This window comes from Halobacterium sp. R2-5 (genome assembly GCF_011734195.1).
In the GTDB taxonomy this organism is placed as follows: domain Archaea; phylum Halobacteriota; class Halobacteria; order Halobacteriales; family Halobacteriaceae; genus Halobacterium.
Window position 1 is genome coordinate 482,260 of sequence record NZ_JAANTH010000001.1, and the last position, 17,195, is coordinate 499,454.

Here is a 17,195-nt window from a genome sequence, read left to right on the forward strand (position 1 = left end):
TCGGACTCAAAGTACGGATGGCCATCGTCGGCACCATCCTCTTCGCGTTCTACTCTCTGGCGGTGCTGGCAGCCTGGGCGTTCTTCGGCCAGACCACCACTATCCTCGGCATCGCCATCGTCGGTAGCATCCTGCTCGTCGGCGTCCAGTACAAGATCGGCAAGTGGGCGGCGTTACGCAGCGTCGGCGCCGAGGACATGGACGAACGGCAGTACCAGCAGATCCACCAGTTCGTCGAGAAGGTCTGCCGCGAACGGGACCTGAAGAAGCCGAACCTGAAAATCGCGAGCATGGGCGTGCCGAACGCGTTCGCGGTCGGCCGCCGCGGCAACGGCACGGTCGTCGTCTCCCGCGAGCTCATCCAGCTGCTCGACCGCGACGAACTCGAGGGCGTCATCGCCCACGAGCTCGCGCACATCGACAACCGCGACGTCGTCATGATGGTCCTCGGGCAGGGAGTCGCGTCGGTTGTCGGCATCGTCGCCCAGTACATCGTCCTGTTCACGGGCGACAACGACCTCGCGGACTTCTTCCTCGCCATCGTCGTCGGCAACCTCGTGCAGTTCCTCGTGATGCTGTTCGTGCTCGCCATCTCCCGGTACCGCGAGTACGTCGCGGACGCCGACGCCAAGCGCATCATCAACGGCGGCGACCCGCTCGCCCGCGCCCTCGAGAAGATCCAGCAGGGCAACCAGCGCTCCCGTGACTCCAAGATCGACGAGAACGTGAACGCGCTGTGCATCTTCGGCGCGGACCGCGGCCTCCTCCAGAAGCTCGTCTCCACGCACCCGCCCACGGAGAAGCGCATCCAGCGCCTCCGCTCGTAGATGGCCGGGGTTCGCGAACTCCTCGCGGTCGTCCTCGGCGCCGCGCTCGGACTCGCGATGATTCTCGCGCCGCGAGCGGCGCTCCAGCTCTCCGTCTTCGTGGGCCCCCAGCGCCGCCGCCGCGGCGACTACGGCAACGACGAACCCATTCCCGACTCGTGGGTGTGGGTCGTGCGCGCGCTCGGCGTGGCCTGCATCGCCGTCGCCGGCGTCATCGCCTACCAGACGTACGCCTAATCGAACAGCCCCGCCACGTCCTCTTCTCGCCGCTGCCGCCGCTGTACGTGCTGTCGCAGCCGCGTCGCGACGAGCGCGCGCTGCTCGGGCTCGGTCGCGAAGTCACAGAGCAGCACGCCGAACTCGTTGAGCTCCCCCTCAGTTAGCCCTTCACGCGCGTACTCCGCGCCCGTCTCCACGAACGCCTCGTCGTAGCCGAGGTCCTCCGCGAGCGCGACCGCGGCCTCCACGCCCGCCGGCGCGTCGAGGCCGTCGAGGTCGAGCGCGCGCCCCTCGTACGTCAGCGACGGCGGCTCCGCGCGCTCGATTCGCTCCGGGTCCGCCGCGAGCGCGTCCGCGTACGCTCGCACCGTATCCACGTTCACGTCGCGGTAGTCCGCTGGAAGCCCGTTGAGGTACTCGCCCGCGCTCTCGCAGAGGCCGACTGCGCCCGCCCAGTTCCGGTCGCGGGCGTGGTGGACGGCCGCCGAGAACTGGATGAGCCCGTGGAGCAGTCGCTCGTCGTCGCCCTCGTCTAACGCCAGCCACTCCGCCTCCCACGCGTCGTGGGCAGCGTGGTAGTGGCCGGCGTTGTAGACCGCGATACCCGCGCGCAGCGCCGCGTCCATACGGCGGGTTCGCCCGCCACGCGCAAACGCGTTTCGTCCTCAGGCGTTGTTCATCGACGACGGCCACGCGCTCACGAACGGGAGGGAGGCCGTCAGCAGGTACGCGCTCTTCCGCACCGCGCCCTTCGTGTACTGGCGCGTGCTCCGGTGAACCGGCGTGCGCTTCCCGCGGATGTCCGTCTCTCCCGCGCGCAGCGCCGACAACACGTCCTCGGTCGCGATTTCGCCCGGCGGCGTCCCCGCGTCGACGTCCGGCAGCGCGACGTCCGTGTACGCCCGCCCGACGTTCCGAATCGAGTGCGCGTCGCTCGCGCCGAACCGCGGGTAGTCGTGCTCTTCCGCGAACGTCCGCGCGCGCCGGTTCCGGTAGCCCGTGAACACCATCGAGTTGTACACTTCGATGCCGTCGCAGTCCCCGACGTTCTTCCGCCGGACGCCGTGCCGGCTCCGCTGGAACGGATGCGGGACCACGGCGACGCCGCCCTGCTCGCGAATCCCGGTCACGGTCGCCTCGAACGGCCGGCCGCGCTCCGGGCGCTCCTCGACGCCGATGGCCAGCAGGTGGCCCGCCGCCGTCGACACCTCCACGCCCGGAATCCCGACGAGCCCGTACTCCGGCGCCAGCTCCGCCGCGTACAGCGACTCCTCGATCTCGTCGTGGTCGGTGACGACCACGCCGTCCAGCCCGATGTCGCTGGCGTGCTCCAGGATGAGTTCCACCGGCTCGCTCCCGTCGTACGAGCCCTCCGAGTGGACGTGCGGGTCGATTGACAGCACCGCCCGGTCCTCGTTCATCGCCGGCCCCTATACGGCCCACAGTCAAGTACTTCGTGCCCGACACGGGTCGCCACAGCGGAACTACTGACGCTCTGACTGTTCGCGGTAGGTGGGCGACACAGCGGTCGCTCGCGGTCGTGGGTTCGAAGGGATTAGCGTCCGGACGGAGTCGCCGAGCTTGCTCGGCGGCACAGTAGACCGGCGGTCTACTGGCGTCCGCGCGAGCGTCGCGAGCGCGGGCCCGTCGGTCGTTTTGAGCGAGCGCTAGCGAGTGAAAAACGTCCGGACGGAGATTTGAACTCGCCCAGACGTGCTCGCTTCGCTGCGCGCGTCTGGTCTGCTCAAATCTCCTGACGATAATACGCGCTGTACGACGCGAGAGCTACAGAGGGCTCTCGCGGTCGTAGCGTCGAGAGAAGTTACGTCCGGACGGAGATTTGAACTCCGGTCCCTGGCTCCGCAAGCCAAGAGGATAGTCCACTACCCTACCCGGACTCACTTTTTCGTAGCCCCGACTTACGTAAAGCGGTTACGATTCGGGGGTGGCGCGGGAAGGTTCTTCACTTTTCAGAGCACACCCGAACTTATGCAACGAAGGTCGCTGCTCGCGGTGGTGCCGGCGCTGGTCGTCGCCGGCTGCACGAGTCCAGTTGGAGACAACGGGACGGAGTCAGAGACGAGCTACGAGGACACCGACTTCGCTGTCACCGCGGCCGAGTGCGGGACCGAGCGCGAGGCAGCCAGCGTCTCGTTCGACGCCGAGGCGGCGACCGTCACAGTCGAGGGGACGACCAGCGGGCCGAACGCGTGTTCCGCCGCGCGGCTCGCGGACGCGAACTACGACGCGGACGCCGACGAGTTCACGCTCGTCGTCGAAGCGTATCGCGAAGAGGATGCCGACGGCTGCGCGGAGTGCATCATGGAAATCGACTACGAAGCGACGGCGTCGTTCGCCGGGGAGGTCCCCGGGAGCGTCGCGGTCGTCCACGCGAGTCGCGGGGAGACGCGCGAGGTCGCGACGGCCAGCCCGTAACTTCAAACGAGAGGGCGCACCATCCCGACGTATGCCACTCTCGACCCGCGGACGGAGACGGCGTAATTCGGCAAGGACAACGCTTATGCGCGGCTCGCGTCTGGAGTGAACTACGATTATGGGCGACGACATCGAGGACGTCTACGGGGACCTCGACACCGACGTGTCCCTCGAGGAGTTCCGGGACGCCGTCGAGTCGAAGGTCGAACAGATGGGCGGACTGGCCGACGAGGAGACGGCCGCCATGCTCATCGCCCACGAGCTAGAGGACGGCGAGGTCAACGGCGTCGCCGACGTGGAACCGGAGATGGACGAGGTCAAGTTCATCGCGAAGGTGACGAGCATCGGCGACGTGCGGACGTTCGAGCGCGACGACGACGAGAACCCGGAGGGCCGCGTGGTGAACGTCGACGTCGCCGACGAGACTGGGAGCGTCCGGCTGTCGCTGTGGGACGAGCAGGCCGAGGGCGCCAAGGACGAGCTCGAAGTCGGGTACGTGCTCCGCGTGAAGGGCCGGCCGAAGGACGGCTACAACGGCATCGAGGTGAGCGCCGACCAGATCGAGGTCGACAACGAGGAGGAGGTCGACGTCCAGGTACAGGACGAGTACCGCGTCGATGACCTCTCGCTGGGCATCTCGGACGTGAACCTCACGGGCGAGGTGCTCGCGGCCGAGGAGGTGCGGACGTTCGACCGCGACGACGGCAGCGAGGGGAAAGTCTCCAACCTCGTGCTCGGTGACGAGACCGGCCGCGTGCGCGTCACGCTCTGGGACGACCAGGCCGACACCGCGCCCGACCTCTCGCAGGGCGAGGTCGTGGAGGTCGTGGACGGCTACGTCCGGGAGCGCGACGGCAGCCTCGAACTCCACGTCGGCGACCGCGGCGCGGTCGAACCCGTCGACGCGGACGTGGCGTTCGTGCCGGACACCACCCCCATCGAGGACCTCGAACTCGACGACGTGGCCGACGTCGCAGGCGTCATTCGCTCCGCGGACCCGAAGCGGACGTTCGACCGCGACGACGGCAGCGAGGGCCAGGTCCGGAACGTGCGCGTGCAGGACGACACGGGCGACATCCGCGTGGCGCTGTGGGGCGACAAGGCCGACCTCGACATCGGCCCCGGCGACGAGGTGGCGTTCGTGGACGTCGAGATCCAGGACGGCTGGCAGGACGACATCGAGGCGTCCGCGGGCTGGCAGTCCTCGGTCATCCCGCTCGCCGACGGCGCCACGACGGCCGACGACTCGGGCGGCGAGACCGGGCTCTCGGCGTTCGAGGACGGGAACCAACCGAGCAGCGCCGACTCGACTGATAGCTCGTCGAGCGACGACGCCGACGCGTCCACGGACGACGGCGAGGAAGTCGAGTTCACGGGCGTCGTCGTGCAGGCGCAGAACCCCGTGATTCTGGACGACGGCGAGGAGACCGTGAGCGTCGAGACGGACGCGGACGTCACGCTCGGGCAGGAAGTGACCGTTCGCGGCCTCCTCCAGGACGGCCGCCTGCGCGCCGAAGAACTGCACTGACGCGGGCTGCGAAAACGAGGGGCGGCGTCAGTTTCGCGGCGCTTCGTCGTGCCGGTCGTTCGGGTTCGCTTCCTCGCGGGCGTCCTGGTAGCGCTCCTCGCCCTGGTTCGCCATCTCCTGCTGTATCTGTTCTTCCTCGGCGTCCTCCTCGTCGGCGTTCCCCTCCCGTTCGGCGGCGTCTTCCGCGCTCGACTGGTGCGGATTGTCGCCCATGGTCGCGGGTTCGGGACTCGCGCGGACGGACGTTGTGGCGGATTTCCCCACGTAACGGAAACAGTTAAGCGTGCGACAGCCACCCATTGACGCATGAGCGTCGAACTCCCGTTCGCGCCGGTGGACAGCATCATCCGGCGACACGCGGGTGACTTGCGGGTGAGCGCCGACGCCGCAGAGGAACTCGCACGGCGCATCCAGTCGCGCGGCTCGGAGCTCGCCCGGGGAGCCGCCGAGCACGCCGCCGAGGACGGGCGGAAGACACTGATGGCCGCGGACTTCGGCGCCGACGGGGTGCCGGACGCCGACGCGCTGACGCTGCCGGTCGCGCCCGTCGACCGCATCGCGCGCCTCGACCTCGACGACCAGTTCCGCGTCTCGAAGGACGCGCGGGTCGTGCTCGCGGACATCCTGGAGGCGTACGCGGCGGACGCCGCCGACGGCGCGGCCGTGCTCGCCGAGCACGCGGGACGACGCACCGTACAGGCCGAGGATGTCGCGACGTACTTCGACCTCGTGGAATGAGATTCGGGTTCAGCGAGACGTGTCTCGCACACGACCCCGGGCCGCGGCATCCGGAGAGTCCGGACCGCCTGCGCGCCATCAAGCGCGGGCTCGCGAAGCGCCACAGCGTCAACTACGAGGACGCCGGGCCCGCCACCGAGGCCGACGCTGCGGCCGTCCACGACGACGACTACGTCGCGGAAGTCAAGGCGTTCTGCGAGTCCGGCGGCGGCGACTGGGACCCGGACACGACTGCCTCCGAGGAGACGTGGTCGGCCGCGCTCGCGAGCGCGGGCCTCGCCATGGACGCCACGCGCGCCGCGGTGAACGGCGCCGCCGGCCGGAACACGCCGTTCTCGCTCGGCCGGCCGCCCGGCCACCACGCCGTCTACGACGACGCGATGGGCTTCTGCTTCCTGAACAACGCCGCCGTCGCCGCGCAGTACGCCCTCGACGACCTCGGCGCCGACCGCGTCGCCATCTTCGACTGGGACGTCCACCACGGCAACGGCACGCAGGACATCTTCTACGACCGCGGCGACGTCTTCTACGCCTCGGTCCACGAGGAAGGACTCTACCCGGGCACGGGCGCCGCCGGCGAGTCCGGCCAGGGCGACGGCGAGGGGACGACGCTGAACGCGCCGTTCCCCGCGGGCTCCGGAGACGCCGACTACTGCGCGGCGTTCGACGAGCTCTTAGAGCCCGCGATTCGGGAGTTCGACCCAGACGTGTTCCTCGTGAGCGCGGGCTTCGACGCCCACCGCCACGACCCGATCTCGCGGATGCACGTCTCCACGGAGGGGTACGGCCTGCTCACCGACCGCGTCCGCTCGCTCGCCGACGCGATCGACGCGCCGCTGGCGTTCATCTTGGAGGGCGGGTACAGCCTCGACACGCTCGCCGACGGCATCGGCATGGTCCACGAGACGTTCGACGGCCGCGACCCGATCGGCCCCGAGGACGAGGTCAGCGACAGCGTCCGCACGCTGCTCGACGACCTCTCGGAGTCTCACCCCGCGCTCTGACCCGCGAGCGCTCAGACGGTCGGTTCGAAGTACGCCGCGAGTTCCGTCCCGAACTCCGCTGCCAGGTCTGCGACGTCCTCGCCCGCGAGCACTTCGTAGTCGCCGGCTTCGACCACGGACTCGACGTGCGCGCCGAGCGCGACCTCCGGTAGTCTCGACTCGGCGAACTCGCGGGCGGTCCGCACGTCGCGCTCGCGCTCGACCACGTACCGGTCGCCGTCGAGGAACGGGCCGTAGGCGTCGCTGTCGGCGTACTTCCCGTAGAATCCCTCGGCGTGCCCGCCGACGTGGACCGGCGGGCCCTCGTGGCGCTCGACCGCGGGGAGCTCGCTCACCGACAGTTCCACGAACAGGACCGCGCGGTCGTCCGCCCACGTCGCCGCGCGTAACACCTCGAAGCCGTGGTTCTCGAGCCTGCGCACGAGGCCGTCCCGGGACCGGTACAGCTGGGGGTAGAGCTGGTCTTCGACGAGGTCCGGCGCGTCGAAGGCGACCGCCAGCGGCGTCGTCCCGCGGTCCGCGACGTACCCTCGGACTGCGTCCCCGCTCAGCGGGTCGGGCGTCGACGGCTCGAAGACCGACTCGTCGGGGTCGTCGAGGAACTCGCGGGCGTGGTGCTGGACGCGTGCGACGTTCTCCGCGGCGACGACCGCGGCGACGTTCCGCTCGGGGTCCGTCGGATCCACGACCACCAGCGCGTCGTCGAACTCCGCGGCGGCGTGGTCTTCGGGGTCGAGGACGACGGGCGGCTGCCAGTCCCGCACGGCTTCCAGCGTCTCGCGGAAACCACCGTACTCCAGCACGAGCAGCTCCGTGAGGTAGCCCGAGAACCCCTGCGTGCGGAGGTCGCTCCCGTACGCGCCGACGCCCTTCAGGAACTGCTTGAACAGCCGGACGTCGCCCGCGTCCTCGTCGCTCAGCCGCTGTTCGAGGTACGCGTTGTGGAACGGCGTGCGGTCGACCGCGGACTGGATATCGGTCGCGGAGTCCAGCCGGTAGCACGGCACGAGGTCCACGTCGTACCCCTCGAAGCTCCCTTTCACGTAGGGGTGTTCGGCGTACTCCTCGCGGCCCTCCGGCAGCACCGCGTTCCCGACTTCGAGGCCGTACGATTCGAGGTCCTCCCGGGGGAGGTCCGGGGGGAACCGCACGAACAGGTCGATGTCGCGGTCGCCCGCCACCCACGTCCCGCGCGCCGTGCTCCCGACCTGCAGGACGTCCGCGTCGGCGGGTAGCTCGGCGATGGCGTCACGCGCGCGGTCGGCCAGCCGCTCCGCGGCCGCGGCGAGCGCGCGGCGCTCGTCCGGTGTCGGGTCCACGCGCTCGCGCACGGCGTCGACGACCGACTCGAAGTCGCTCATGCCGCCGGATTCACGCGGCCGCGCCTAAGCCGTGTCGATGCCCGAGCCTGCTGGCGAAACGAAAGCCATTTCAAAACGCGCCGGGTAGGGAGAGATGCGAGCCGCCATAGCTCAGTTGGTAGAGCACCTGGTTGTTACCCAGGTTGTCCCAGGTTCGAGCCCTGGTGGCGGCGCTTCTCCGATACTTGCTCGCGGAGCGTCGGCTCCGCGACGAGTTCGGTTGTATCGCCGCAAGGGCTCGTGCCCGAGAGTCGCAGCCCGCGCAGCACCGCGAGCAGGACCGTCTCTCGACGTTCGAGCCCTGGTGGCGGCGTAAAACTTCGTTTTACGTGCTGCCAGACTCCATCTGGTAACGGCGTGAATTTCTACGAAATTCACGGCCCGAGAGACGTAGTCTCTCGACGGCGCTTCTCCGACACTCGCTTCCGGAGCGTCGGCTCTGCGAAATCCCGACAGGCTAAAGGTTCGGCCACGGGAAGCGAACGACGAGGGGCCTTAGCTTAGTCTGGTTCAAAGCCCCCGGCTCATATCGGCGCTCGTCCCCGGGCGGGTGTCGTGGGACACCGGGTGAGCGGTGGTTCAAATCCGCCAGGCCCCACGTTTCTGTGACGGTGCCGCGCAGCGACGCGTGTGTCGCTGCGCGCACCGCGCGTAACTGGGGCAGGATTTGAACCCTGGAAGTCGCGCGCAGCGAACGAAGTGAGCGAGCACGTCTTCCTCCGGTTCAAATCCGCCAGGCTCCATTTTCTACGTCCGCGACCGGTGAGCACGGTGGTGACGACGGAAACTACAACAAGTACTTGCAGCCGTGTCGCTTCTTGTCACCCGATGAGTGCACGAAGACCGAACCGGGGAGGCGAGGAGGGTCTCGGCGAGACCCGCGCAGAGTACGAGTGGGCCGACGTCGGGCCGTCGACGGCGGTCCTGGAGACCCTCGGGGCGGCGATGGACCGCGACCCGTTGACCCTCGAACCGCTGTACGAGTACGTGGACCTGGACGCGCTGGACCTACTCGTCCGGTCGGCCTCGGCGGGCGCGCGGGCGGCGGTCACGTTCCGGTTCGAGTCCTACCGGGTGCACGTCGACAGCGGCGGAGAAGTAGTCGTTCGGCCGGTTTAGCCGGCGGTTTTCCGGCCGAGCGGAGCGGGCGCGCGACGCGGCGGCGGAGTAATCGGCGGGTACTCGCCGTAACGCGCGGGATATAGTTGTTTTCTTCGTTTAACGTTCGCCGCGAGTTGAGGGTCAGTCGTCGTCGAGGTCGTCGCCGTCGTCGGGTTCGAGGAGGTGCGGGCCGCGCTGGTACTTCGGCGTGTTCGCGAATTCCGCTATCCGTTGCTGGTCGGCTTCGGTGATTCGGTGTGCCATCACTGCCCCTCTTGGCGTGACACGGGTAAAGTAATAGTCATTGTAACTACCATAAGCAACTGCGTACTAACCCCGATTTTCCGGTGAGGGCGGCGAGATGCGGAAGAAAATCGGGAGAGGGCGTCAGTCCTCGAACTCGTCGGCGAGGTCCGGGCGGGTGCGGCGTTCGGCGAACAGTGCGACGACGGCGACGGTCGCGAGGGCGACCGCCGCGAGCAGTTTGGAGCGCATTGCAACTCGACGGAGACCGCCTATCCGCTTCGTTATGGGCCGCCTTCCGGGTCGCGGCCCGCCGCGTCACTCGGGGCGGACGACCCGCAGACAGTCGGGACACTCCGCGTACGCCGCCGGCCCGCCGTCGCGCTCGTACGCGATGAGCGCGGCGCCGCGAGGCACCGGCTCGCCGCACTCGGGGCAATCGCCGAGTAGGTTTCGCTGGGCCATGCTCCAGTGTTCTCCGCCGATATCTTTCGTTAACAGGCCCCTATTCGGCGTCCGAGCGGGTTCCGCCCCGAAACTGCGCGACTAACAAACTGGCTCTCGCGCGCACGTCGACGGGATGAACTCGATCCCGCCGGACGTCGAGTGGTCGCTCGTCGCGGTGCTCGCCGCGACGAAGGCCGCCGACGCCGTCACGACGTTCGTCGGCCTGCGGTTCCGGCCGGCCGTCCGCGAGGCGAACCCCGTGGCGGCCGACGCGATGGCCGCGTTCGGCGTCCCGGCCGCGCTGCTCCTGCTCGGCGCCGTCGCGGTCGTCGCCATCACCGCCGTCACCGAGGCCGGCGTCGTCGCCGTCGCGAACACGGACGCGTCGCCGCGCGCGACCACGGCGGTCCGGCTGGCGGGCTACGGGCTGGCGTCCGTGCTCAACGTCGTCGTCGCCGCGAGAAACGCCGCCCTACTCGTCGTCGCGTGAGGAAACCGACCGCGTAACAAAGGACGATTCCCGCGTGTCGACGAACGGGGAGTGCGTCACCGGCTCACTCCCCTGCTTCGGATTCGGAACCCATCCCCCCAACCCCATCCCCGACCCCACTTTCCTTTCCTCACTCCGTGAGGTCTTTCGCCTGAATCACGTTCCAGGCTTCCGACCCCTTCTCGGTGATGCCGTACACGCGTCCCTTGCGGCGCTCTTCGGGGACGAGTAGCTCGACGAGGTCGCGCTCGCGCAGCGAGTTCAACGCCCGCGAGACGTGGGTGGCGGCGAGGTCGACGTCGGCGGCGATCTGGGTGGGCGTGGCCGGCCCTTCGGCGAGCCGGCCGAGAACGAGCGTGCGGTGGTCGGAGCTGATGACGTAGCCGACGACGTCCCAGTCGGGCGTCACTGCGACCACCTCCCGGGCAGTTCGGGCCCGCGCGCCGTCGAGGAAGTGTGTTCACTCACGACGGTCACCTCCGACTCTTCGCGTAGTAGTGCGCTGCCGTCACGACGGCGAACACGGTGATGACGACGACGTTCAGCGCCGTCATCGGCACGAACGCGAACGTCGCCGGGAACAGCAGGATGGCGCCGTACACCAGCAGCCCCGCGGCCGCGATGCTCGCGTACACGAGCTGCCAGGGCGTCTCCTGTTGCTCGCGCTCGGGCAGGTACGTGTCGAGGACGTCGACGTTCTCCGTCAGCTCGACGTCCCCGGAGTCGCTGTCGTAGTCCACGAGCCCCGACTCGTCGAGTTTGGGGATGTGGGTCTGGTACAGCGACACGTAGACGCGTTTTATCTGCTGGGACGTGAGGTCCTCCACTGGCGTGTCGTTCTCCCAGGCGGCGACCTCTCGGGAGAGCTCGCTCAGCTCGATCGGCTCCGAGCGGTCCCGGAGGTACGAGAGGACGAACCGTCGTCGCGCGTTGCTCAGGAGGTCGTAGACCGTGTCCTGAGTCAGGGATTCTGGTGTGTCTGATTGAGACATCTATGGGCGCTCTCGATTGACGGCTGTCGCGGGCGGCGGGTGGGCTGCCTGCGAGCGGTCGTAGCGCCGGACGGCGGTGCCTGCCGCGGGACGCGTGCGATCACTCTACTGTCACGCTCTTCGCGAGGTTCCGCGGTTTGTCGATGGCGCGACCGAGCAGGTCGGCGACGTGGTAGGACACCAACTGGAGCTGGACGTTCGCGAGAACGCCCGCCGCGACCGGGTGCGTGTCCGGAATCGGGAGGAACTCGTCGACGACCTCCGCGACCTCCGTGGACTCCTCGCTGGCGATGGCGACGGCGGGCGCGCCGCGGCTCTGTACCTCCTCGACGTTCCCCAGCGTCTTCTCGTCGTGCGGTCCCGAGAACACCGCGAACACGGGCGTGTCCGGGGTGACGAGCGCGAGCGGCCCGTGCTTGAGCTCGGCGGCGGCGAACCCCTCGGCGTGCTCGTACGTGATCTCCTTGAACTTCAGCGCCCCCTCCAGGGCGACCGGGTACGCCACGCCGCGGCCGATGAAGAAGTGGCCGTCGCGCTCCCGGTACTTCGTCGCCAGCGACTCCACCGAGGACTGGTCGAGGACGTGCTGGACGTCGCTCGGGAGGCGTTCGAGCCCGCGCAGCATCGCCGCGAGGTCCTCCCTGGGCTCGCCCGTGATGTCCTGTGCGATGCGCTCGCCGAGCAGCGTCAGCACCGCGACCTGCGAGGAGAACGTCTTCGTCGCCGCCACGCCGATCTCCGGGCCGGCGCGGATGAACAGCGCGTCGTCGCAGAACCGCGCCGCCGACGACCCGACGACGTTCGTCACCGCGAGCGTGCGCGCGCCGCGCTCGTCGGCCGCCCGCAGGGACGCGAGCGTGTCCGCGGTCTCCCCGCTCTGGGTCACCGCGATGACGAGCGTGTTCTCCGTGACGGGCGCGGGCGTCGTCGCGTACTCGCCGCCGCTGAACACCTGCGTCGGCACGCCGCGCTCGGCGAGCTGCTGGCGGACGTACAGCGCGGCGTGGTAGGAGGTCCCGCAGGCGACCAGCTGGACGTCGGTGACGTCGCTGAACGTGCCCGGCGGGAACTCCTCGAGGTCGATGCCGCCCTCCGCGGTGATGCGGCCGTTGATGGCGCGTTCGAGCGCGGCGGGCTGCTCGTGGATCTCCTTGAGCATGTAGTGGTCGAAGCCGTTGCGCTCGGCGTCCTCGGGCTGCCAGTCGACGACTTTCGTCTCGCGTTCGACCGGGCGGCCGTCGAGGTCCGTGATCACGTGCTCGTCGGGGGTCACGCGGACGACGTCGCCGTCCTCGAGGTAGACCACGTCGTCGGTGTGTTCGAGGAACGACGGCACGTCGCTGGCGATGAAGCGGCGGCCGTCGTCGACGCCGACGACCAGCGGCGACCCGTTGCGCGCCGCGTAGATGGCGTCGTCGCCCGCGACCACCATCGCGATGGCGAACCGTCCCTCCAGGCGCTCGATGGCCGCGCGGAACGCGCCGTCGACGGTCATCCCGTCGTCGAGGTGTTCGCTGACCAGGTGCGGGATGACCTCGGTGTCCGTCTCGCTCGTGAAGACGTGCCCGCGGGCGCGGAGCTCGTCGCGCAGCTCCGTGTAGTTCTCCACGATGCCGTTGTGGACGACGGCGACGCGGTTGTCGCAGTCCGTGTGCGGGTGGGCGTTGGCGTCGGTCGGCGCGCCGTGGGTGCTCCACCGCGTGTGGCCGATGCCGACCGCGCCGTCCGGACCGACGACGTCGAGGGTGTCGGCGAGCTCGTCGATGCCGCCCTCGCGCTTGATGACGGAGACGGTCTCACTGTCCGGCGTGGCGACGCCGCTGGAGTCGTACCCCCGGTACTCGAGGTTCCGGAGGCCGCCGAGCAGCGTATCCACGACGTTCTCGTCCGCGGGGGCCGCGCACGCCGTTATTCCGCACATGGATGGCCCCCGTCCGTCTCCGTCGTGGCCGCGCGCGGCCCCGGTTCGTCGTCCGATTCAGTTCTCGCGTGACGCTGCCTCGCGGCGGTTGGTGATGTGTTCCGGGTCATTGTCCTTGCGGGCGCTTACCAGCTGAGGTAACGTTCGCCAATCGGCACATCCGCGCATTGTTATTCGGCGGTTGGTCGTCGGGTGTCTGCGCCTAACCCGAGAAAACAGCCGCGAGAGACTTCGAGAGTCTCGGACTTGGGAACGCGCCGCCGGTCCGCTCGTCGGTCGACGTTCGATAGGTCGTGTGTAACTAAGGGTCTACCCGGTCGGTTACGTACCACAGATGCAGGATGCCTGGCTGCCGCCGAGCCGTCTTCGCCGCGGGACAGTAGGAGGTTATCCGGTGCCACACTCGCGCGTGGATCTCGCCCCGCGGTCGCGGGGGCCTGGTTCGTCCGGAAGCGTTACGACCGTGGAGCGCGTCAGACGTTGTGTACCAAACACTTATGTTGAGATAGGGACACTATCGGCTGCTAGCGCGGTACGGGCACGCTACGGTTCGAGTGTTCGCCGACCGGCGCGGGACGACAACTCGGGGGGAGGAAACGAGACGGGGGACACGCATCTCGGCGAGCCTGTCCGTCCGAACACCAGATCGACGGCGACGGCACCGGCACACGAGCGGCAGGCCAGCACACACACGACCGGAGGACTACGACAATGCTAGAAGCGACTCACGGTGGCGGGGAATCGGACAGCGAAATCGACTCGGTCCCGTCGACGGAGCCCGAAGCGAACGCCGACACGCCCGAAGAGGAGCCCGCGGAGCAACTCCCGCTCGACATCACCTTCGAGATCCTGAAGAACCGGCGCCGCCGGCTCGTCCTCGAGTACGTCCGGGACACCGAGGAGCCGGTCACCATCGGCGAGCTCGCCGAACACATCGCGGCCATCGAGAACGACACGACCGTCCAGCAGCTCGACGCCCAGCAGCGGAAACGCGTCTACATCGGCCTCTACCAGTGCCACCTCCCGAAGATGGACGACGCGGGCGTCGTCGACTTCAACCAGGGCCGCGGCCGCATCGAGGTCGGGAACCACGTCGAGTCGCTGTACGAGTACCTCGACGTCGGGGCCGAGGAGGAGTCCGGGTCCGCGCCGTCACAGACCGCTTACGCGGGCGGAATCGCCGCCTTCGCGGTGCTGTTCCTCGCGGCGCAGCTCTCCAGCGCGTACACGCTCGCGACCGCCGTCGTCGTCGTCTTCCTCGCCGTCGTCTTCGCAGTCTCGCTCTGGTCGTCGGACGCGTTCGACTCGCTCCGGGAGTAGTCGACGCCGCCGAAAAACCCGCCCGCCGCGTTCGCTGTACTTCGCTACCAGTAGCCGAGCCGTTCGCGCGCGCCGTCCGTGACGATGGCGGCGACCCCGTTCCCACGCGCGTCGGTGACTCCGGCGACGCTCGCGCCGTCGCCGACGGTGCAGTTCGGGCCGATCACAGCACCGTCCAATCGCGCGCCCGCGTCGACCGTCGCGTCCCCGAACAGCACCGCGGAGTCGACGACCGCCCTGACGCCCACCGTGGCGTTCGGTCCGACGACGACCGGTCCGCGCAGCGTGGCGTTCCGCTCGACGGTCGCGCCGCCCGCGATGAGGACCGGGCCGTCGAAGGTCACTCCCTGTTCGACGGTGGCGTCGTCGGCGATTTGCACGGTCTCGCCCGCGGGCGCTATCGACGCCATCGCGCGGGCGTTCGCGTCCACGAGGTCCGCCGCGCTCGACACCGCGACGCGGGGCACGTCCACGACCGCCGGCCGCGACGCCGCGCTCTCCAGGGCGGCCACCGAGAGCGGCCGGCCGCCGGTCACCGAGTCGAGGCTGTCCGCGGGGAACACGCACGCGCCGGACGCCCGCTCGACGGTCGGCTCGCCGCCGTCCGTCCCGACCGGGGCCGGTCCCTCGGCGGGTTCGGCGGCGATGGCGGCGTCGTGGTCGAACAGCGCGTCCACGCCGCCCGCGTCGTAGAGACAGCTCCCGTTCAGCACCGCGACCCGGCCGTCGAGCCGGCCGCGGAGCGCGCGGATCGCTCGCTCGTGGCTGTCCTCCTGAATCGCGTACGTCGCCGGCACCCCGGCGTACCGGCCGCCGAAGTACGACTGCACCTGCGGTGCGTCGTCGCCGACGACGAACACGAGCTCCTCGGTCCCCGCGGTGACGGCGGCGTCCGCCGCGTGCGCGACCAGCGGCCTGTCGGCGACGGGGAGCATCGGGGTCGACGCCACGCTCGACAGCGGCCCGGGGCCGCGGTCCGTGGCGAGAATGACTGTCTGCATCACGCCCAACTGGACAGCGACCACTACCCTTGTTATGAAGATTGTAAGGCCGGCTTACGCGCGTTCGGTCGACTGATACCTGCGGAATCGCGCGCCGGCCTATCGCCAGAAGGAGCCGGGTACGTGCTCGGTAACGGGGCGTTACCGACGGGTCATGCGGGGCTCGTCTCCGCGTCGACGGTGTCGGCGGCGGTCGTCACGAGGTCGAGCGCGGAGTCCAAAAGCGACTCCATGCGGTCGCCGTCGCGGGCCTCCGCGGTGACGCGGACGAGCGGCTCCGTGCCGCTCGCGCGCACCAGGAACCAGCCGTCGTCGTGGTCGACGCGCACGCCGTCGACGGTCGTGACGTTCTCGTAGCGGTCCGCGACCATCGCCCGCACGCGCTCGACGACCTCGCGCTTGGCGTCCGTGCGGATGTTCTCGCGGCGAATCGGCACCTGGTGGACGTCGTCGACGAGCGCGTCCAGCGAGCCGTGGTTGGTGACCAGCGCCGCGAGCTTCGCGGCCGCCAGCGGGCCGTCCGGGCAGCGCGTCACCGTCGGCCAGATCCACGCGCCGCTGGGCTCGCCGCCGAACACGACGTCGTGTTCGGTCGTGCGCGCGGCGACGTGGCCGTCCCCGACCTTCGTGTACGTGGTCTCCGCGCCGACCTGCGAGAGCTCGTCCTGGACGGCCATGCTGACGTCGATGGGGACCGCGACCCGCGCCCGCGGGACCGCCTGCTGTCGCGCGAACAGCGCGAGCAACACGTCCCCGGGGACGAACCGCCCGGTCTCCGTGACCGCCATCATCCGGTCGGCGTCACCGTCGTGGGCGACGCCCATGTCGGCGTCGGACTCCGCGACGACCCGCTGGAGCCCCTCGCAGTTCTGTGCGGTCGGCTCGCTCGGCCGCGACGGGAACTCGCCGTCCGGCAGCGCGTTCATCGTCTCGACCTCGCAGCCGAGCTGGCGCAGCACGTCCGACGTGAGCCGGCCGCTCCCGTTGCCGACGTCGACGACCACCGACAGCGGCGGGTCGACGGTGACCGCGTCCACGATGGCGTCGACGTGGCGTCGGCGCGCGTTCGACTCGGTGCGCGTGTTCCCGATCTCGTCCCACCGCTTGGTGTCGTAGTCGTCGCGTTTCAGCCGCTCGACGATGTCGTCCTGCTCGTCACCGACGACCGCGGAGCCGTCCGCGCTCCAGAGCTTGATGCCATTGTCCTCCGGGGGGTTGTGCGACGCGGTCACGGTCACGCCGGCGTCTGCGTCGTACCACTCTACGGAGCGCGCCACTGTCGGCGTCGGCACCTCGCCGAGCCGCACCACGTCGGCGCCGCACTCGCGGAGCCCCGCGGTCAGCGCGTCCACGAGCAGCGGTCCCGTGTCGCGGGGGTCTCGCCCCACGACGACTCGCCCCCGACCGTCCGACGCGAGCGCCCGCCCGACGCACAGCGCCAGCCCCGCGGTCACGTCCGTCCCGAACTCGCCACGAATACCGCTCGTCCCGAACATGGACTGTACACGCACGAGCGACCTGTTTGTTACCACCCGCCTACCGGAGAAGCGCCGCGATACGGACGGTT

At 69.5% G+C, this 17,195-nt stretch carries 20 protein-coding genes and 3 tRNA genes; 11 read left to right on the plus strand and 12 right to left on the minus strand.

Going from position 1 to position 17,195, the window contains the following annotated elements; all coding sequences use genetic code 11:
- Positions 1 to 17: 17 nt before the first annotated feature.
- Together G9C83_RS02635 and G9C83_RS02640 are read left to right on the plus strand one after the other, a co-directional pair.
- On the plus strand, positions 18 to 827 hold the full coding sequence (locus G9C83_RS02635; protein WP_167245669.1) for a M48 family metalloprotease: 810 nt from the start codon (positions 18 to 20) through the stop codon (positions 825 to 827).
- Entirely contained in the window at positions 828 to 1,064 is a 237-nt protein-coding gene (locus G9C83_RS02640) for a hypothetical protein (RefSeq protein ID WP_208288405.1), read from the plus strand. It abuts the gene before it with no gap.
- Here G9C83_RS02640 and G9C83_RS02645 read toward each other — a convergent pair.
- The 3 genes from G9C83_RS02645 to G9C83_RS02655 form a co-directional block, all read right to left on the minus strand.
- Positions 1,061 to 1,672: a DUF309 domain-containing protein gene (locus G9C83_RS02645; RefSeq protein ID WP_167244563.1), complete on the minus strand. Its 612-nt coding sequence runs from the start codon at positions 1,670 to 1,672 to the stop codon at positions 1,061 to 1,063. The genes G9C83_RS02640 and G9C83_RS02645 overlap by 4 nt on opposite strands.
- Positions 1,673 to 1,711: 39 nt before the next feature.
- A complete protein-coding gene (locus G9C83_RS02650) occupies positions 1,712 to 2,467 on the minus strand; it encodes a PHP domain-containing protein (protein ID WP_167244564.1) in 756 nt (251 codons plus the stop codon).
- A gap of 404 nt (positions 2,468 to 2,871) precedes the next feature.
- A tRNA-Arg gene (locus G9C83_RS02655) sits at positions 2,872 to 2,944 on the minus strand.
- A gap of 91 nt (positions 2,945 to 3,035) precedes the next feature.
- On the opposite strand from G9C83_RS02655, the gene G9C83_RS02660 reads away from it, so the two are divergent.
- Positions 3,036 to 3,482, plus strand: a complete 447-nt coding sequence (locus G9C83_RS02660) for a hypothetical protein (RefSeq protein ID WP_167244565.1) — start codon at positions 3,036 to 3,038, stop codon at positions 3,480 to 3,482.
- A 118-nt stretch (positions 3,483 to 3,600) separates the two neighbouring features.
- Positions 3,601 to 5,010, plus strand: coding sequence for a single-stranded DNA binding protein (locus G9C83_RS02665; RefSeq protein WP_167244566.1), 1,410 nt, complete (start codon positions 3,601 to 3,603; stop codon positions 5,008 to 5,010).
- Between the two features lie 27 nt (positions 5,011 to 5,037).
- Here G9C83_RS02665 and G9C83_RS02670 read toward each other — a convergent pair whose 3' ends face one another.
- Positions 5,038 to 5,223, minus strand: coding sequence for a hypothetical protein (locus G9C83_RS02670; protein WP_167244567.1), 186 nt, complete (start codon positions 5,221 to 5,223; stop codon positions 5,038 to 5,040).
- Between the two features lie 93 nt (positions 5,224 to 5,316).
- On the opposite strand from G9C83_RS02670, the gene G9C83_RS02675 reads away from it, so the two are divergent.
- Both G9C83_RS02675 and G9C83_RS02680 read left to right on the plus strand, forming a co-directional pair.
- Positions 5,317 to 5,748: a histone gene (locus tag G9C83_RS02675; protein ID WP_167244568.1), complete on the plus strand. Its 432-nt coding sequence runs from the start codon at positions 5,317 to 5,319 to the stop codon at positions 5,746 to 5,748.
- Complete coding sequence (locus tag G9C83_RS02680) at positions 5,745 to 6,752, plus strand: histone deacetylase (RefSeq protein WP_167244569.1); 1,008 nt, start codon at positions 5,745 to 5,747, stop codon at positions 6,750 to 6,752. Before G9C83_RS02675 ends, G9C83_RS02680 begins: the two co-directional genes overlap by 4 nt.
- An 11-nt stretch (positions 6,753 to 6,763) precedes the next feature.
- Here G9C83_RS02680 and cca read toward each other — a convergent pair whose 3' ends face one another.
- Positions 6,764 to 8,113 carry a CCA tRNA nucleotidyltransferase gene (cca, locus tag G9C83_RS02685; protein WP_167244570.1) on the minus strand — a complete coding sequence of 450 codons (1,350 nt, stop codon included), beginning with the start codon at positions 8,111 to 8,113 and terminating at the stop codon, positions 6,764 to 6,766.
- Positions 8,114 to 8,213: 100 nt separating this feature from the next.
- Here cca and G9C83_RS02690 point away from each other — a divergent pair.
- The 3 genes from G9C83_RS02690 to G9C83_RS02700 all read left to right on the plus strand — a co-directional run bounded on the left by G9C83_RS02690 (position 8,214) and on the right by G9C83_RS02700 (position 9,232).
- Positions 8,214 to 8,286: transfer RNA gene (locus G9C83_RS02690), tRNA-Asn, on the plus strand.
- 316 nt (positions 8,287 to 8,602) lie between these two features.
- Positions 8,603 to 8,711: transfer RNA gene (locus G9C83_RS02695), tRNA-Ile, on the plus strand.
- 230 nt (positions 8,712 to 8,941) lie between these two features.
- Positions 8,942 to 9,232, plus strand: a complete 291-nt coding sequence (locus G9C83_RS02700; RefSeq protein ID WP_167244571.1) for a HalOD1 output domain-containing protein — start codon at positions 8,942 to 8,944, stop codon at positions 9,230 to 9,232.
- 123 nt (positions 9,233 to 9,355) lie between these two features.
- On the opposite strand, the gene G9C83_RS16120 is transcribed toward G9C83_RS02700, so the two are convergent.
- Together G9C83_RS16120 and G9C83_RS02705 are read right to left on the minus strand one after the other, a co-directional pair.
- Entirely contained in the window at positions 9,356 to 9,478 is a 123-nt protein-coding gene (locus G9C83_RS16120; RefSeq protein WP_279587134.1) for a hypothetical protein, read from the minus strand.
- Positions 9,479 to 9,775: 297 nt separating this feature from the next.
- Positions 9,776 to 9,922 (minus strand): hypothetical protein, encoded by a 147-nt coding sequence (locus G9C83_RS02705; protein WP_167244572.1) that lies wholly within the window; start codon positions 9,920 to 9,922, stop codon positions 9,776 to 9,778.
- A 115-nt stretch (positions 9,923 to 10,037) separates the two neighbouring features.
- Between G9C83_RS02705 and G9C83_RS02710 the strand changes: the two genes are divergently transcribed.
- Complete coding sequence (locus G9C83_RS02710) at positions 10,038 to 10,394, plus strand: DUF5658 family protein (RefSeq protein ID WP_167244573.1); 357 nt, start codon at positions 10,038 to 10,040, stop codon at positions 10,392 to 10,394.
- 130 nt (positions 10,395 to 10,524) lie between these two features.
- Here the strand turns inward: G9C83_RS02710 and G9C83_RS02715 are convergent, their stop codons facing one another.
- From G9C83_RS02715 to glmS, 3 genes are all read right to left on the minus strand, one after another.
- On the minus strand, positions 10,525 to 10,803 hold the full coding sequence (locus G9C83_RS02715; protein WP_167244574.1) for a winged helix-turn-helix domain-containing protein: 279 nt from the start codon (positions 10,801 to 10,803) through the stop codon (positions 10,525 to 10,527).
- A 64-nt stretch (positions 10,804 to 10,867) separates the two neighbouring features.
- On the minus strand, positions 10,868 to 11,386 hold the full coding sequence (locus G9C83_RS02720; RefSeq protein ID WP_167244575.1) for a hypothetical protein: 519 nt from the start codon (positions 11,384 to 11,386) through the stop codon (positions 10,868 to 10,870).
- Positions 11,387 to 11,486: 100 nt separating this feature from the next.
- Positions 11,487 to 13,307, minus strand: coding sequence for a glutamine--fructose-6-phosphate transaminase (isomerizing) (glmS, locus tag G9C83_RS02725; protein WP_167244576.1), 1,821 nt, complete (start codon positions 13,305 to 13,307; stop codon positions 11,487 to 11,489).
- Between the two features lie 711 nt (positions 13,308 to 14,018).
- Here glmS and G9C83_RS02730 point away from each other — a divergent pair.
- Positions 14,019 to 14,627 carry a hypothetical protein gene (locus G9C83_RS02730; protein ID WP_167244577.1) on the plus strand — a complete coding sequence of 203 codons (609 nt, stop codon included), beginning with the start codon at positions 14,019 to 14,021 and terminating at the stop codon, positions 14,625 to 14,627.
- 44 nt (positions 14,628 to 14,671) lie between these two features.
- Here the strand turns inward: G9C83_RS02730 and G9C83_RS02735 are convergent, their stop codons facing one another.
- Positions 14,672 to 15,628 carry an NDP-sugar synthase gene (locus G9C83_RS02735; protein WP_167244578.1) on the minus strand — a complete coding sequence of 319 codons (957 nt, stop codon included), beginning with the start codon at positions 15,626 to 15,628 and terminating at the stop codon, positions 14,672 to 14,674.
- 152 nt (positions 15,629 to 15,780) lie between these two features.
- Positions 15,781 to 17,124, minus strand: a complete 1,344-nt coding sequence (gene glmM, locus G9C83_RS02740; protein ID WP_167244579.1) for a phosphoglucosamine mutase — start codon at positions 17,122 to 17,124, stop codon at positions 15,781 to 15,783.
- Between the last annotated feature and the right edge of the window lie 71 nt (positions 17,125 to 17,195).